The sequence below is a fragment of the Ectopseudomonas guguanensis genome (genome assembly GCF_900104265.1).
Classification (GTDB): domain Bacteria; phylum Pseudomonadota; class Gammaproteobacteria; order Pseudomonadales; family Pseudomonadaceae; genus Aquipseudomonas; species Aquipseudomonas guguanensis.
The window spans coordinates 29,577-43,347 of sequence record NZ_FNJJ01000016.1; the positions used below are offsets into that span (position 1 = coordinate 29,577).

At 66.1% G+C, this 13,771-nt stretch carries 11 protein-coding genes and 1 pseudogene; 2 read left to right on the forward strand and 10 right to left on the reverse strand.

The window, feature by feature from the left end:
- The first annotated feature begins 52 nt into the window (after positions 1-52).
- A complete protein-coding gene (locus BLS61_RS20705; protein WP_090434086.1) occupies positions 53-808 on the forward strand; it encodes a FadR/GntR family transcriptional regulator in 756 nt (251 codons plus the stop codon).
- 98 nt (positions 809-906) lie between these two features.
- Here the strand turns inward: BLS61_RS20705 and BLS61_RS20710 are convergent, their stop codons facing one another.
- The 6 genes from BLS61_RS20710 to BLS61_RS20735 all read right to left on the reverse strand — a co-directional run bounded on the left by BLS61_RS20710 (position 907) and on the right by BLS61_RS20735 (position 6,565).
- Entirely contained in the window at positions 907-1,809 is a 903-nt protein-coding gene (locus tag BLS61_RS20710; protein WP_090434088.1) for an EamA family transporter, read from the reverse strand.
- An 87-nt stretch (positions 1,810-1,896) separates the two neighbouring features.
- Positions 1,897-3,177, reverse strand: a complete 1,281-nt coding sequence (locus BLS61_RS20715; protein ID WP_090434090.1) for a TRAP transporter large permease — start codon at positions 3,175-3,177, stop codon at positions 1,897-1,899.
- On the reverse strand, positions 3,177-3,704 hold the full coding sequence (locus BLS61_RS20720; RefSeq protein WP_090434093.1) for a TRAP transporter small permease: 528 nt from the start codon (positions 3,702-3,704) through the stop codon (positions 3,177-3,179). Before BLS61_RS20720 ends, BLS61_RS20715 begins: the two co-directional genes overlap by 1 nt.
- Before the next feature lie 59 nt (positions 3,705-3,763).
- Complete coding sequence (locus BLS61_RS20725) at positions 3,764-4,738, reverse strand: TRAP transporter substrate-binding protein (protein ID WP_090434095.1); 975 nt, start codon at positions 4,736-4,738, stop codon at positions 3,764-3,766.
- Positions 4,739-4,812: 74 nt separating this feature from the next.
- Positions 4,813-5,688, reverse strand: coding sequence for a glucurono-1,5-lactonase (locus tag BLS61_RS20730; protein WP_090434097.1), 876 nt, complete (start codon positions 5,686-5,688; stop codon positions 4,813-4,815).
- A gap of 49 nt (positions 5,689-5,737) precedes the next feature.
- Positions 5,738-6,565: an NAD-dependent epimerase/dehydratase family protein gene (locus tag BLS61_RS20735; RefSeq protein ID WP_090434100.1), complete on the reverse strand. Its 828-nt coding sequence runs from the start codon at positions 6,563-6,565 to the stop codon at positions 5,738-5,740.
- A 371-nt stretch (positions 6,566-6,936) separates the two neighbouring features.
- Between BLS61_RS20735 and BLS61_RS20740 the strand changes: the two are divergent.
- Positions 6,937-7,963 (forward strand): annotated as a pseudogene (locus tag BLS61_RS20740) (LacI family DNA-binding transcriptional regulator).
- 7 nt (positions 7,964-7,970) lie between these two features.
- Here the strand turns inward: BLS61_RS20740 and BLS61_RS20745 are convergent.
- The 4 genes from BLS61_RS20745 to BLS61_RS20760 form a co-directional block, all read right to left on the reverse strand.
- Positions 7,971-9,074, reverse strand: a complete 1,104-nt coding sequence (locus tag BLS61_RS20745) for a DUF1513 domain-containing protein (RefSeq protein ID WP_090434102.1) — start codon at positions 9,072-9,074, stop codon at positions 7,971-7,973.
- 3 nt (positions 9,075-9,077) lie between these two features.
- On the reverse strand, positions 9,078-10,142 hold the full coding sequence (locus BLS61_RS20750; protein WP_090434105.1) for an imelysin family protein: 1,065 nt from the start codon (positions 10,140-10,142) through the stop codon (positions 9,078-9,080).
- Positions 10,143-10,152: 10 nt separating this feature from the next.
- Complete coding sequence (locus tag BLS61_RS20755) at positions 10,153-11,565, reverse strand: di-heme oxidoreductase family protein (protein ID WP_090434108.1); 1,413 nt, start codon at positions 11,563-11,565, stop codon at positions 10,153-10,155.
- Positions 11,566-11,704: 139 nt separating this feature from the next.
- Positions 11,705-13,666 carry a methyl-accepting chemotaxis protein gene (locus BLS61_RS20760; protein ID WP_090434110.1) on the reverse strand — a complete coding sequence of 654 codons (1,962 nt, stop codon included), beginning with the start codon at positions 13,664-13,666 and terminating at the stop codon, positions 11,705-11,707.
- Between the last annotated feature and the right edge of the window lie 105 nt (positions 13,667-13,771).

Genomic DNA, 13,771 nt, shown 5'->3' on the forward strand with positions numbered 1-13,771 from the left:
CAACTGCTGGGCTATCATTACGGCAAAGCCTCCAGTCGAGAAGTCGTCCACCATGGAAATGCAGAACGCTCAACCCCGTGCTCGTCGCAAGCACCGCAGTCTGGCCCAGGAGCTGGTGGCCGAGCTGTCGCAACGCATTCGCGATGGGCATATCAAGCGCGGTGAGAAGCTGCCGACCGAGTCGGCGATCATGGAAGAGCAGGGCGTCAGCCGCACCGTGGTGCGTGAGGCGCTGTCGCGGCTGCAGGCGGCCGGGCTGGTGGAAACCCGCCACGGCATCGGCACCTTCGTACTCGACACGCCCAGCGCCAGCGGTTTTCGCATCGACCCGGCGACCATCGTCACCCTGCGCGACATACTGGCGATTCTCGAATTGCGCATCAGCCTGGAAGTGGAGTCCGCCGGCATGGCGGCGCAGCGCCGCAGCGATGCGCAGCTCAAAGCCATTCGTGAGGCGCTGGACGCCATCAACGAGAGCGCTGCGCATGCCAGCGATGCGGTGTCCTCGGACTTCCAGTTCCACCTGCGCATCGCCGAGGCCACCGGCAACCGCTACTTCACCGATATCCTCAGCCATCTGGGTACCAGCATCATCCCGCGTACCCGGGTCAATTCCGCCAGCCTGGCGCGTGACGATCAGACCCATTACATGGCGCGGCTGGAGCGCGAGCACGAGCAGATCTTCGAAGCCATCGCGCGCCAGGATGCCGAGGCGGCACGCGCTGCCATGCGTCTGCACCTGACCAACAGCCGCGAGCGTCTGCGCCAGGCGCACGAGGCCGCCGAAGCCGAGGCGCTGCACGGCTGAGGGCCCATGGCCTCGGGCGCCGACGGCCGTAGGGTGTGCCGTGCGCACCAGCCTCAGTGCGGAGTTCTCGGTGCGCACAACCTCGGCCCCACGGCACCTTAGCGGCGGTAGGCCAGGGCGATGATGCCGCCGACCACGATCATTCCGCCGACTACCTGCAGCGCGCCGAGCAACTGGCCGAGGATCAACCAGCCGAACAGCATGCCGGCCACCGGTTCCATGTTCATCACCGGCGCATTGCGCGCGATGTCCAGGCGCGGCATGAGTATGAACAGCAGCGAGAAGGCAGTGCCATAGAGCAGCACCAGCACCGCCAGGGCAAGCCAGCCGGCCAGGGCGTTGGGTAGGCCGAGGCCGCCGGGCAGCGCACCGCTGGCGCCGGCCAGGGCCGAGGCGCTGAACACCACCGCCATGGTCAGCATGCTGCGCACTCGTCCGGGCATGGCTGACAGGCGATGCTCGGTGATCCACAGGGCCACGGCGAATACCGCCGCCGCCGTCAGGCTGAACAGCACGCCTTCGACCCAGCCTTCGTCGATGACGCCCGGGCCGGCCAGGCGCGCCGGTACGTCCAGTACCAGCACCAGGCCGAACAGGATCACGCCCATGATCAGTGCCGCGCGGCGGGTCGGTGCCGGGCCGCCGAGTGCCCAGGTGAGCAGCGCCAGAAGGATCGGCGAGAGGTTCACCACCAGCAGCGCCAGGCCTACCGGAATGCGCGCCACCGCCGAGTAGATGCAGAAGCTCTGCACCGCGATCAGCAGGCCCAGTACCAGCTGCCAGCCCCAGGTGGCGCGGCTCAGGCGCAGCGAGTCGTGCTGCCACAGCACCAGCGCGGTGAGCACCAGGAAAGTCACTCCGGAACGGCAGAGAATCGCCAGCAGCAGACCAGCCTCATGATCGAAGGCGATGCGTGCGGCGATATGGTTGCCGGCGAAGGAGCAGGCCAGGGTGGCGAGGATCAGCGCGGCGATATGCCGGGGGAACGCGGTGGCAGGCATGGCGAAGCAAAGCATCCTTACAAAGCGAGGAGCCGCCAGAAGGCGGCTCGGGTTGGGCACAGCGGGCCCTGCAAGCAGGGCGGCGAATCAGAGCACCACGCTCGGCAGCCATAGCGAGATGGCCGGGATATAGGTGACCGCCATCAGCACGGCGAACAGCGCGACATAGAAGGGCAGCAGCGCCTTGACCGTGTTCTCGATGCTGACCTTGCCGATGGCGGCGCCGACGAAGAGTACCGCACCGACCGGTGGCGTGATCAGACCGATACCGAGATTGACCAGCATGATCATGCCGAAATGCACCGGATCGACCCCGAAGGAGGTCACCACCGGCAGCAGGATCGGGGTGAGGATCAGGATCAGCGGCGCCATGTCCATCAGCGTGCCCAGCATCAGCAGCATGAAGTTGACGCACATGAGGATCACGTAACGGTTGTCCGACAGGGTCAGGAAGGCCGTGGTGATCTTCGACGGAATCTGCATCAGGGTCATGATGTAGCCGAAGCTGGCGGCGAAGGCGATGAGGATCATCACGATCGACAGGGTGCGCACCGTGCGGTGCAGCATCTTCGGCAGTTCACTCCACTTGTAGTCGCGGTAGATGAACATGGTGACGAAGAAGGCCCAGACCACGGCCACGGCGGCCGACTCGGTGGCGGTGAACACGCCACTGAGGATGCCGCCGAGGATGATCACCATGGTCATCAGGCCCCACAGCGCCTCGACGCAGATCTTCAGCGCCTGGCGCAGCGGAATGACCTCGCCCTTGGGGTAGTTGCGCTTGCGTGCGAACAGCAGGCACAGCGTGGCCATGGTGGCGCTGAGCAGCAGGCCCGGGCCGATGCCGGCGACGAACAGCGCGGCGATGGACACCGTGCCGCCGGCAGCCAGGGAGTAGATCACCGAGTTGTGGCTGGGCGGGGTGAGCAGCGCCTGCACCGAGCCGGAGACGGTGACCGCGGTGGAAAATTCGCGCGGATAGCCCTTCTTTTCCATTTCCGGGATCAGCACCGAGCCGACCGAGGCGGTATCGGCCAGGGAGGAGCCGGAGATGGCGCCGAAGAAGGTCGAGGCGGTGATATTGACCAGCGACAGGCCGCCGCGGACGAAACCCACCAGCACACCGGCGAAGGCCACCAGGCGCCGCGCCATGCCGCCTTCGGCCATGATCGCGCCGGCCAGGACGAAGAAGGGGATGGCCAGCAGGGAGAATTTGTTCACGCCGCCGGCGATCTGGATCATCACCGCGTGCAGCGGGATGTCGATGTACCAGGCACCGACCAGGGTGGCCAGGCCGAGGGCATAGGCGACCGGGACGCGCAACAGGATCAGGGCAATGAAGCTGCCCAGCAGGATGGCGGCATCCATTACACGGACTCCTTGGAATCTTCGCAGTTCTCGTAGTCGACGACCCGGCGCTTGCTCTGGTCGCCGTACAGCAGTTGCTCGATGACGAACAGCAGGGTGATCAGGCCGCCCAGGGGAATCGGCGCATAGCTGACGCCGACACGCATCCAGGTCAGGGTGCTGAGGTACTGGTTCCAGGTGGCGACGCACAGCTTGTAGCCCCAGATCAGCATGAACAGGGCGATGGCGGCCATGGCCAGGCGGACGAACAGGGTGAGAAAGGGCTGTGCCACGTCGGGCAGGCGATCGCTCAGCACCTGCACGGCCATGTGCGCGCCGGCGCGGTAGCTGGCAGCGGCGCCGACGAAGGTAAACAGCACCATCAGCAGGATGGCGATCGGCTCGGGCCAGCCGAGGCCCTGGCCCAGTGCGTAACGGCTGAACACGCCCCAGGGGATGATCAGGGCCATGATCACGATGGCCAGGCCGGCGGTCGCGATACAGGCGCGGTAGATGACGTCATTGACGCCCAGAACCAGGTTTTTCATGAGGCTTCACCGGTGGCGCGGCGCGGGCAGGGAGCCGGCGCCGCGCGCTTGCGCGTGGATTACTGAACGGCTTCGATGCGCTGGATCAGTTCGGCGAACTGCGCGCCGTACTTCTCACGGACCGGGGCTGTGGCGTCGTAGAAGGGCTTGGTGTCGACTTCGATGAACTCGACGCCTTCAGCCTTGAGCTTCTCGTCGCTGGCCTTTTCCTTGGCGACCCACAGGTCGCGCTCTTCCAGCTGGGCTTCCTTGGCCAGCTTCCTGACCAGCTCCTGTTGCTCGGGGGTGAGCTTGTTCCAGGTGGTCTTGGACATCAGCAGCGGCTCGGGGAGGATCAGGTGATGGGTCTGGGTGTAATACTTGGCCGCACGGAAGTGGTTGTGCTCAAGCAGGGTCGGCGAGTTGTTCTCGGCGCCGTCGATCACGCCGCTCTGCAGGGCGCTGAAGATTTCGCCGGTATCCATGGCGATGCCATTGGCGCCCATGGCGTTGAGCGTGTCGATGAACAGGGGGTTGCCGATCACGCGGATCTTCATGCCCTTGAGGTCTTCCAGCTTGCGTACCGGCTTCTTGGTATAGAGGCTGCGGCTGCCGGCTTCCATCCACGCCAGGCCGACCATGTTGAAGTCGGAATTGGTGATGGCGTCGAGAATTTCCTGACCGATCTCACCGTCGACTACCTTGCGCATATGGTCGATGTCGCGGAACACGAACGGCATGTTGAACACGTTGGTGGCAGGTACCACCGGGCCGACCGAACCGAGGCTGACGCGGGTCAGCTGCACGGCGCCGATCTGGGTCTGTTCGATCACTTCCTTCTCGGAACCCAGTACCCCGCCTGCGAACATGCGTGACTTGATTTCACCATGGGTGGCGGCTTCCAGTTTCTTGCCGAGGTTCTCCATGGCCACTACGGTCGGGTAGCCGGCAGGATGGATTTCGGCAATCTTCAGGGTCGTCTCGGCCTGTACGAAGGAAGACAGACCGAGCGCTAAAGGAAGTGTGGCGAGAAGCAACTTGCGTTTGAGGTTCATGCGGAAACTCCGTCTTGTTGTTGTTGGTGAGCAGCGTTGCAGCCGGTGCCGCGAATGGCCCGGGGTGAAGCGAATCAGGGGATGAAGGCAGGCTCCTCGATACCACTCACGCCGGCCCTGAGGGCGAACACGCCGCCGGCCAGTGGCTGGTCGGAGATATCGCCGCCAGGGCGGATCGAGGTGACGAACAGGGTGTCCAGATTGGCGCCGCCAAAAGCGCACATGGCGGGCTTCTTCACCGGTACGGCCAGTGAGCGATCCAGGCGACCATCCGGTGTGAAGCGGTGCACCAGGCCTGCGTCGTTGCCGCAGATCCAGTAGCAGCCATCGACGTCCACGGCGGCGCCGTCCGGCCTGCCGGGGTGCTGTTTCATGTCGATGAACAGGCGACGGTCGTGCGGCGTGCCGCTGTCGGTGTCGTAATCGAAGGCCCACACGGCCTGCGCCGAGGGATGCGAGTCGGACAGATACATCGTGCGGCCATCGGGACTGAAGGCCAGGCCGTTGGGCACGATGAGGTCGTCGAGCACCTGTTGCAGCTGGCCGTCGTAGCGATACAGCGCGCCTGCGGCGGTACCTGCAGCCATGTCCAGCAGCATGCTGCCGGCCCAGAAACGGCCCTGACGGTCGCAGCGACCATCGTTGAAACGCATGTGCGGGCGGGCGTGCTCGACCTGCGCCAGCCGCTCGGCCTTCAGACTGCCATCGTCTTGTGGCTGCAGATGAAAGATGCCGCTCTGCATACCGGCGAGCCAGCCGCCTGCCGGATGCAGGGCGATGCAGGCGAGCATTTCCTCGGCCTGCCAGCTCTGCGTCTGGCCAGTGGCGGCGGACCAGCGATACAGGCGTCCGGCAGGAATATCGACCCAGTAAAGAGCCTGTTCGGCTGTGTTCCAAACCGGGCATTCGCCCGTGGCGTTGCGCGCATCGACAATCAGTTCGGCTGTCATGGCTGGGGCGCTCTGGTTGTTGTCATGGCTCGGGCGGTGAGGCGTTGTCTTAGTCGTCGCCGAACGGGCCGGCCGCCACGAAGGCGCCGCCCTGGTAGATGCGCGCCGGATCGTCGGCGGCCGGCATGGGTTGCGCTTCGACCTTGTCGCGGAACACTTCCGAGCTGTCCTTGGGGGTGAAGCCCAGGTGCGCGGCCTGGCTGTTGTCCCACCACACCTCGCGATTGGCCGACATGCCATAGACCACGGTGTGGCCGACGTTCTCGGTATAGAGGCTGCGTTCGATCAGTTGGGTAAGGTCGTCGTAGCTCAGCCAGGTGCTCATCATCCGGCGGTTGGCCGGCTCGGGGAACGAGGAGCCGATGCGGATGCTGACGGTCTCGATGCCGTAGCGATCGAAGTAGAAGCTGGCCATGTCCTCGCCGTATGACTTGGACAGGCCGTAGTAGCCGTCCGGGCGCCGTGGGCTGTTGGCGTCGAGCCGTTGGTCCTGTTTGTAGAAACCGATGACATGGTTGGAGCTGGCGAACACCACGCGTTTCACGCCATGGCGGCGGGCGGCTTCGTAGATGTGGAAGACGCCACAGATATTGGCGCCGAGGATTTCCTCGAACGGGCGCTCGACCGAGACGCCGCCGAAGTGCAGGATGGCGTCGACGCCTTCGACCAGTTGATGCACGCCCGCCTTGTCGGCCAGGTCGCAGCGCACCACTTCTTCATGCGGGCCTTCGGCAGGGGCCATCTCGCCGATGTCGGACAGGCGCAGGATGTTGGCGTAGGGGCGCAGGCGCTGGCGCAGTACCTTGCCCAGCCCACCGGCAGCGCCGGTCAGCAGCAGGCGATTGAAGGGACGCAGTTCGCTGGAGGTCGTGGTCATGGCGGGGCCTGGACTCTTGTTGCTTGTTGTTATTGGTTGTCATACGTTGTCGTATGACTTGGCTCGATTATCAGCACCCGCCTGAGCAATGTCAACGTGAGCAGGGGGAAAACCAGCCATGTGCTGCGCCTGTCGCTCGACTTCGCGCGTGCGCCGTCGATTGCTGGAAGGTCAGCGAGATTCTGGAGTGAGCTGCTCTAACGCGATGCTTTGTGGCGTTTCGCATGGGCCGTGCGCTGCCCGTGGTCACGCCGTCGGGCAGAGGGCGGGGCGATATCGCTTCGGCCTATATGACTAAAGTTGTATGACAACGTATCTCGATTCAAATCAAGCGCCTTCCATGCAGGGCGCTCGCATGCGGGAGGCAGGACATGGGCAGGAAAGCGATGGGCATTCGCAGCAGCACGGCACCAACGCTGATCGATGTCGCCAGGGTGGCTGGGGTGTCGCCGATTACCGTATCGCGCGCCCTCGGTCGCCCCGAGGTGGTCACCGATGCGACCCGCAAACGTGTGCTGGAGGCCGTGCGGGCGACTGGCTATGTACCCAACCTCGCCGCCGGCTCTCTGGCATCCAGCCGCAGTCGGTTGGTGGCGATCTTCCTGCCGACCATCGCCAACTCGATCTTCGCCGACACCGTGCAGGCGCTGACCGACCGCCTGGCTGCCGCCGGCTATCAGACCCTGCTGGGCCTGACCGGCTACCGTCCCGAGCAGGAGGAGGCGCTGCTCGAAGCGGTGCTGGGGCGGCGCCCGGACGGCATCGTGCTGACCGGTACCGAGCACACCCAGGCCAGTCGCGAGCGCCTGGCGCGGGTCGGCATTCCGCTGGTCGAGGCCTGGGACCTGTGCGAACGGCCGCTGGACATGCTGGTCGGCTTCTCGCACGAGGCCGTCGGCCAGGCGGTGGCGCTCTATCTGCTCGGCAAGGGCTACCGTCGGGTGTCGGCGGTCGGCATCGATGATCCACGTGGCTTGCGCCGTTATCGCAGCCTGGTCGCGGCGCTGCAGGGGCAGGTTTGTTGCGCCGGTGACAGCGCAGATTCTGCCGGCACCGGCGACGCTCGCGGTCGGCCGCGAGGGGCTGACGCGCCTGCTGCAGGAGGGCGCTGCCGGGGAGGTGGTGGTGTGCAGTTCCGATACGGTGGCGCAAGGGGTGATGGCCGAAGCGCTGAGCCGTGGCCTGCGCATCCCCGAGGATCTGGCGGTGATGGGCTTTGGCGATCTTTCCAGCGCGGCGCATACCCATCCGCCACTGTCTACCGTGCGGGTGGACGGGCCGCGTATCGGCTGCGCCATTGCCGAAGCGCTGCTGGCGCGTATTGCCGAACCGGCGGCTGCGCGTCAGCCGCTGCGAATGGACGTGGGCTGCGAGCTGATCGAGCGTGGCAGCGCCTGAGCCCGGCTCAGGCCAGGCGCAGGTGGTTGTCCCACAGGCCGGCCGGTAGCTGCAGGGCGTTGGTGACGATGCGCGCGCCGCGGCAATCGTACAGGCGGCAACGGCCCTGGCCAGACGTGACGACGAAGCCATCGGCCACCGCGCCGACGCCTGCGCAGTCAGGCAGCGGCACGTCGAGACGCACTTCGGCGCTGTCCAGATCCCAGATGAAGAAGCGGTTGCCGCGCGGTGCGGTCATCGCCAGCAGGCGCAGCTCGTCGTGGATGGCCACGCTGGCGGTGTACTGGTTCATCGCCGCGCGCTGCGTCTCGCCGAGGGCGAAGGGCTGGTACGGCTGGCCGGGGCGTTTGATCGCCAGCAGCGGCACGGCATCGTGCATGTCGCCCATGTACTGCTGGCCGCTGACCACGGTGCCGTCGCGGGCCACGGCCAGGTGGCGGATGCTGTTGCGCTGGTCGGCCAGATACTCCTGGCTGACCAGGCTGCCGTCGCGGCGCATCAGCACCAGGCTGGCCTGCATGGCATCGAGATTCATGTCGACGCGGCTTTCCGCTTCGGTGCGGATGCCGCCGTTGGCCACCACCAGGGTTTCGCCATCGGGCATCCACAGCAGCTGGTGCGGGCCGACGCCGTGCGTGCCGTGTTCGCCGTCGCGTTGCAGTCGTTCACCTTCCAGGCGATAGACGCCGAGCACGCCGCGACCCGGTTCGGTGGTGTCGTTCTCGGTGGCGTACAGCCACTCGCCGCCCTTGTGGAACACTGCATGGCCGTTGAAGTGGCGCCCGGCTGGCGAGGCGAGCGTTTGCAGCAGGCGACCGTCGCGGGTGTCGATCAGGTAGCTTTCGGTGCTCGGGCGACGGCCGACGAACAGCGCCAGCGGCAAGGCCGGGTGCGGCACCACATCGTGGCAGCGTTCGCTCACCAGAGTGGCGAAGGCGCGCTGGCCGTCCAGGCGATAACCGACCGCGTAGTGCTTGCCATCGGCATCGTCACGGGCCGACAGCAGCAGCGGTTGTCCCGAGGGGCCGAACAGCGTCCAGCCGCCGAAGGCGCCCGCTGCCGCCAGGCTGGCCGCGGCGGCGCCGAGACCGAGAAAGGTTCTGCGGTGCATGCGTCAGTCCCCGTCGTGGGCGTTGAAGCCGATCTGTACGCCGAGCGCCTTGGCCAGGTCGCTTTCCTGCAGGCGATGCAGGCGGTTGAGGCTGTCGTACAGCTCGTTCAGCTGCTTGCGGCCGTCTTCGCTGGCCAGCAGTTCGGTCAGCGGCAGATCGAAAGCGGCCAGGCGCTGACGGGTGTCGAGGTAGGCGGCGTCGATGCGCTGCACCAGCTCGGCCTGGTCGCTGCCCAGCAGCGATTGCAGGCCATCCTTGTTGTTGCCGTGCCAGAGCCGTTCGGCACTGGCCAATGCCGAGCCGAGGTTGGCCAGGCTGGCGCTGCTGCGCCAGGATTCGGCCTGGTAGGGCTGGGCGATGCCCTTGGTCTGGCGGCCGAGCGGCGCGCCGAGCTTCTTCTTCAGACCGTCGATGCCGCTGACCTGAACGCGCAGCAGTTCTGCCACCGCTTCCCTGGAGTCGGCGTAACGCTCGTTGGGGAACTGCTTGAGCTGCGCGGCCATGCCGCTCTTGTCAGCCTGCCATTGCGCCACGATATCGGCGGCCAGGGCCTGCTGATGCTGACCGATGGCCTGCAGCAAGGGGCAGTAGCGGGCTTTCTGCTCTTCCTGGGTCAGGTCGATATCGGCGTCGAACAGCACGTACTCGGAGGCAGTCAGGCCCTGCACCACGACACTGGCGCTGGCCAGGTCGGCCTGGGTCAGTTGCGGCCTGCTCTTGAGCAGCGCCTCGACCTGGCGCTGCACCAGGTTCTTCTTGTCCGGCCAGAACTGTACCTGCCAGGCGCGGTTACCCTCGGCCAGCGGGCCGAGCATCAGCGGTTGCAGCGCCGACCAGGCGCTCATGGCACCGAGAAAGGCCTGGCGCGCGGCGGGCAGATCGGCGCTGCCGGCGCAGAAGGCCGCGGCACGCTCGGCCAGTTGGCGATCGGCTTCCTGCCAGCTGGTATAGGCCGGCAGCAACACGCCGTCGGTGAGGGCGCCGGTGACCTTGGCGGTCTGATCCTGCTGGCCGCAGCCGACCAGGGCCAGGCCGAGCAGGGAGGCGATCAGGCTCTTGTGCAACATCTCGGGCTCCTTAAAGGGAATTGAGGAAGGCGAGCAGCGCGGCTCGCTCATCGGCATCGAATTTCAGCACCTGCTGCCTGGCCGCTTCGGCCTCGCCGCCGTGCCAGAGTATGGCTTCCAGCAGGTTGCGGGCGCGACCGTCGTGGAGGAACTGGGTGTGGCCGTTGACCGCCTGGGTCAGGCCGATACCCCACAGCGGTGGCGTACGCCACTCACGGCCGCTGGCGAGGAACTCCTCACGGCCATCGGCCAGGCCCTCGCCCATGTCGTGCAGGAGCAGGTCGGTGTAGGGGCGAATCAACTGATTGGCCAGTTCCGGCTCGGCGGCATCGGCCGAGGTGTTGAAACTGGGCGTATGGCACTTCTGGCAGCCGGCCTGGTGGAACAGGCTCTTGCCCTTGAGCACTTGCGGATCGTCGACGTCGCGCCGCGCCGGCACGCCGAGGTTGCGGCTGTAGAACAGCACGCTGGCGAGGATGTTGTCGCTGACCTCCGGCACGCCGCCGTTGACCGCCGCCAGACAGTCGGGCTGGGCCTGGGTGCAGCTGTCATGTGCAATCAGCGTGGTGGTCAGGCCCATGTCACTGGCGAAGGCGTCGGCATTCTGCTGATTGAGGTTGGGTTGGCCGGCCTTCCAGCCGAAGCGGCCAAGCACAGTGCGTTGCTGCTGGCGATCCCAGACGAGGTTGGGGCGACCGGAAATGCCGTCACCATCGGCGTCATCCGGGTCGGCATTGGCCAGGATATCGGCCTCGGAGATGGCTTCGAGCAGGCCGAGGCCGATCATCGGCGGGGCGATACGGGTGGAGAACAGGGTGTCCGGGTGCAGGTCGCCATAACCGAGCTGGGTGATCTCCAGTTGCGGTTTGCGCAGCTCCACCCGCGTGCCGTCGGCAAAATGCACCGGCACGCTGCTGTAGGTCACCCGCACCTTGCCCTCGGCGGCCACGCCGGGATTGGCCATGTCCTGCAGCTGAGTGCCGTAGGTGGGCTCGGCGACCACGCCCTGGCGTTGCAGCAGCTCGGCATGCTCGGCTGCGGCCGGGATGGACAGGCGCACCAGCATGGAGGCTGCGCTGAGGTCACCCGGCTCGGGCGGATGACCGCGGCCGTCCTTGAGGTGGCAGTTCTGACAGGCGTTGGTATTGAACAGCGGGCCCAGGCCGTCGCGCGCGGTGGTGGAGGCGGGCGCAGGCACCCAGGGGTTGCGGAAGAAGCTGTTGCCCACCGCAAAATCCAGACGCCGGCTCGGCGCCAGATTGGCCGACGGCTGGGAGAAGGCGTTGTGATCGAACTTGCGTACCGTGGTGGCGCCGGCAGAAAGGGCTTCGCCGGGTTCTGCCGCGGTGAAGTTCGGTTGCTGCTCGCAGGCGATCAGGGTCAGGGCCAGAAGGGGCAGCAGGCAGCGCTGGAGCGGCGACATCGAGGGGGACTATCCGGGCGGGCAGTAAACGAAGCGCCAAGATTAGCAGGCTAACGTAATTTAAATAAGATCAATTAGCGTTATCCGGGCGTGGCCAGAGGTCGCGGGGCGGCCCGATGCGAGCATCGGGCCGCGTGGTTCAGGCGACCCGGAAGCGGTTGACCTGCTGCTGCAGGTCGCTGCCCAGGCGCGCCAGGTCGACGCTGGCCACCGAGGTCTGCTCGGTGGCGGCTGCCGACTGTTCGGCGATGTCGCGGATGTTGGAAATGCTGCGGTTGATCTCCTCGGCCACCGAGCTCTGCTGCTCGGACGCAGTGGCGATCTGCTGGTTCATCTGCTGGATACGCGACACGGCCTCGTCGATCAGTGTCAGCGCGGTGCCGGCCTGGCGCGCCGCCTCCACGGTATCGCCCGTCATGCTGCGGCTTCTGGTCATCACCCCTACGGCATTTTCGGCGCCACTTTGCAGGGTTTCGATCAGTTGCTCGATCTGCTGGGTGGACTCCTGGGTGCGGCGCGCCAGCGCCCGCACTTCATCGGCCACCACGGCGAAGCCGCGGCCGGCGTCACCGGCGCGCGCCGCCTCGATGGCGGCGTTGAGCGCCAGCAGGTTGGTCTGCTCGGCGATGCTCTTGATGACGTCCAGCACGGTGCCGATGTTGGCGCTGTCACCCTTGAGCCTGCCGATGGCTTCGGCAGAGGCTTCCACCGTTTGCGCCAGCTGCTCGATGCTGGCGATGGCCTGCTGCACCACGCTGCCGCCCTGACGGGTCTGGTCCTCTGCATCGCCGGCCGAGGTCGCGGCGCTTTCGGCATTGCGCGCAACGTCCAGCACGGTGGCCGCCATCTGGTTCATGGCGGTGGCGACCTGCGCGGTCTCCATGCGCTGTTCGGTGACGCCGGCGCTGGTCTGCTCGGTGACCGCCGACAACTCCTCGGCCGCGGTGGCGAGCTGGCTGATGCCGGCACCGAGGCGCCCGATCAGGTCGCGCAGGCTCTCGGTCATGGCCTGCATGGCCTGCATCAGTTGGCCCAGTTCGTCGCCTCGTTCGCTGCGGATGTCCAGGGTCAGGTCGCCTTTGGCGACCTGGCGGGCGACGCCGACCACGCGTTGCAGCGGGCCGACGATCACCTGGGTGATGAGCATGGCGCAGAGCAGGCCGAGGGCGAAGGCGACTGCAGCGGCGACGAAGAGCATGTGCCTGGCGTCGTTGGAGTCGCTCTCCAGCAGCGTGCGTTGCAGGCCCAGCGACTTGCTGGAGGCGGCTGCCACTTCGCGGGCGCGCTCGGTCATCGCCTGCTCCGACTGGTCGCGGGCCTGCAGGCTGGCGCGCATGCTCTGGAACTGCTCGCGGTACTGGTCGAGCGCGCGCATGGCTTCGCCGAGCGTCTGGCGCGACTGGGCGTCCAGGGCCAGGCGCTGAAGCTTCTCGCCATTGCGCTCCAGCGACTGGAAATGTTCATCCAGCTTGCTGACGTAGCTGTCGTCGCCGCGCAGCAGGAAATCCTTCTCCCGGCGCCTGGCTTCGAGCAGCTCGGTGGACAGGGTGTTGGCCAGGTTGGCATGGTCCAGCAGCTCGATGCTGGCCGTGTCATTGGTCTGGCGAATCTGCTCGATGGCGGTCTGGCGCAGGCTTTCGGCCAGTGACTCGAAGCGTTCCAGCGCCGCCCGGGCGGACGCCTCCATGGCCTTCTGGGCCTGCTGGTTGTCATCGGTGGTTTGCTGCAGGAGCAGCAGCTTCTCGCGGTAGCGCCCGACGTCCTCTCTGATCTGGCGCATCAGCGCCTTGTTCTCCGGCAACTGCAGACGTGCTTCGCTGACCTGCGCCTGGGCACCGACCTCGTCGGCGAGGGCGACGGCCTGGTTCAGGTACTGGTTGTCTCCGCGCAGGATGTAGTTCTTCTCCTGCTGGCGTGCCTGGCTCAGTTTGCCGTCGATCGCGTTGACGCCCAGCAGGTTGTCGAAGCGGGTCAGGCTGGTTTCCAGCGCCCAGTGTCCGATCCAGACGGTACACAGGGTAATCAGCAGTATCAGACCGAAACCGGCCATCAGTTTCTTGCGAACACTCAGATCAAGCAGGACTCTGGCAAGCGTATTCATAACAACTCCTTGTAACGCGTTAGTTCTCTTGGAACCTGTGGTCTGCAGCGTGCGTGACTGCCGGGGAAAGTGGTTGGCAGGCATGCACGACCGTTTGTGCAGCGG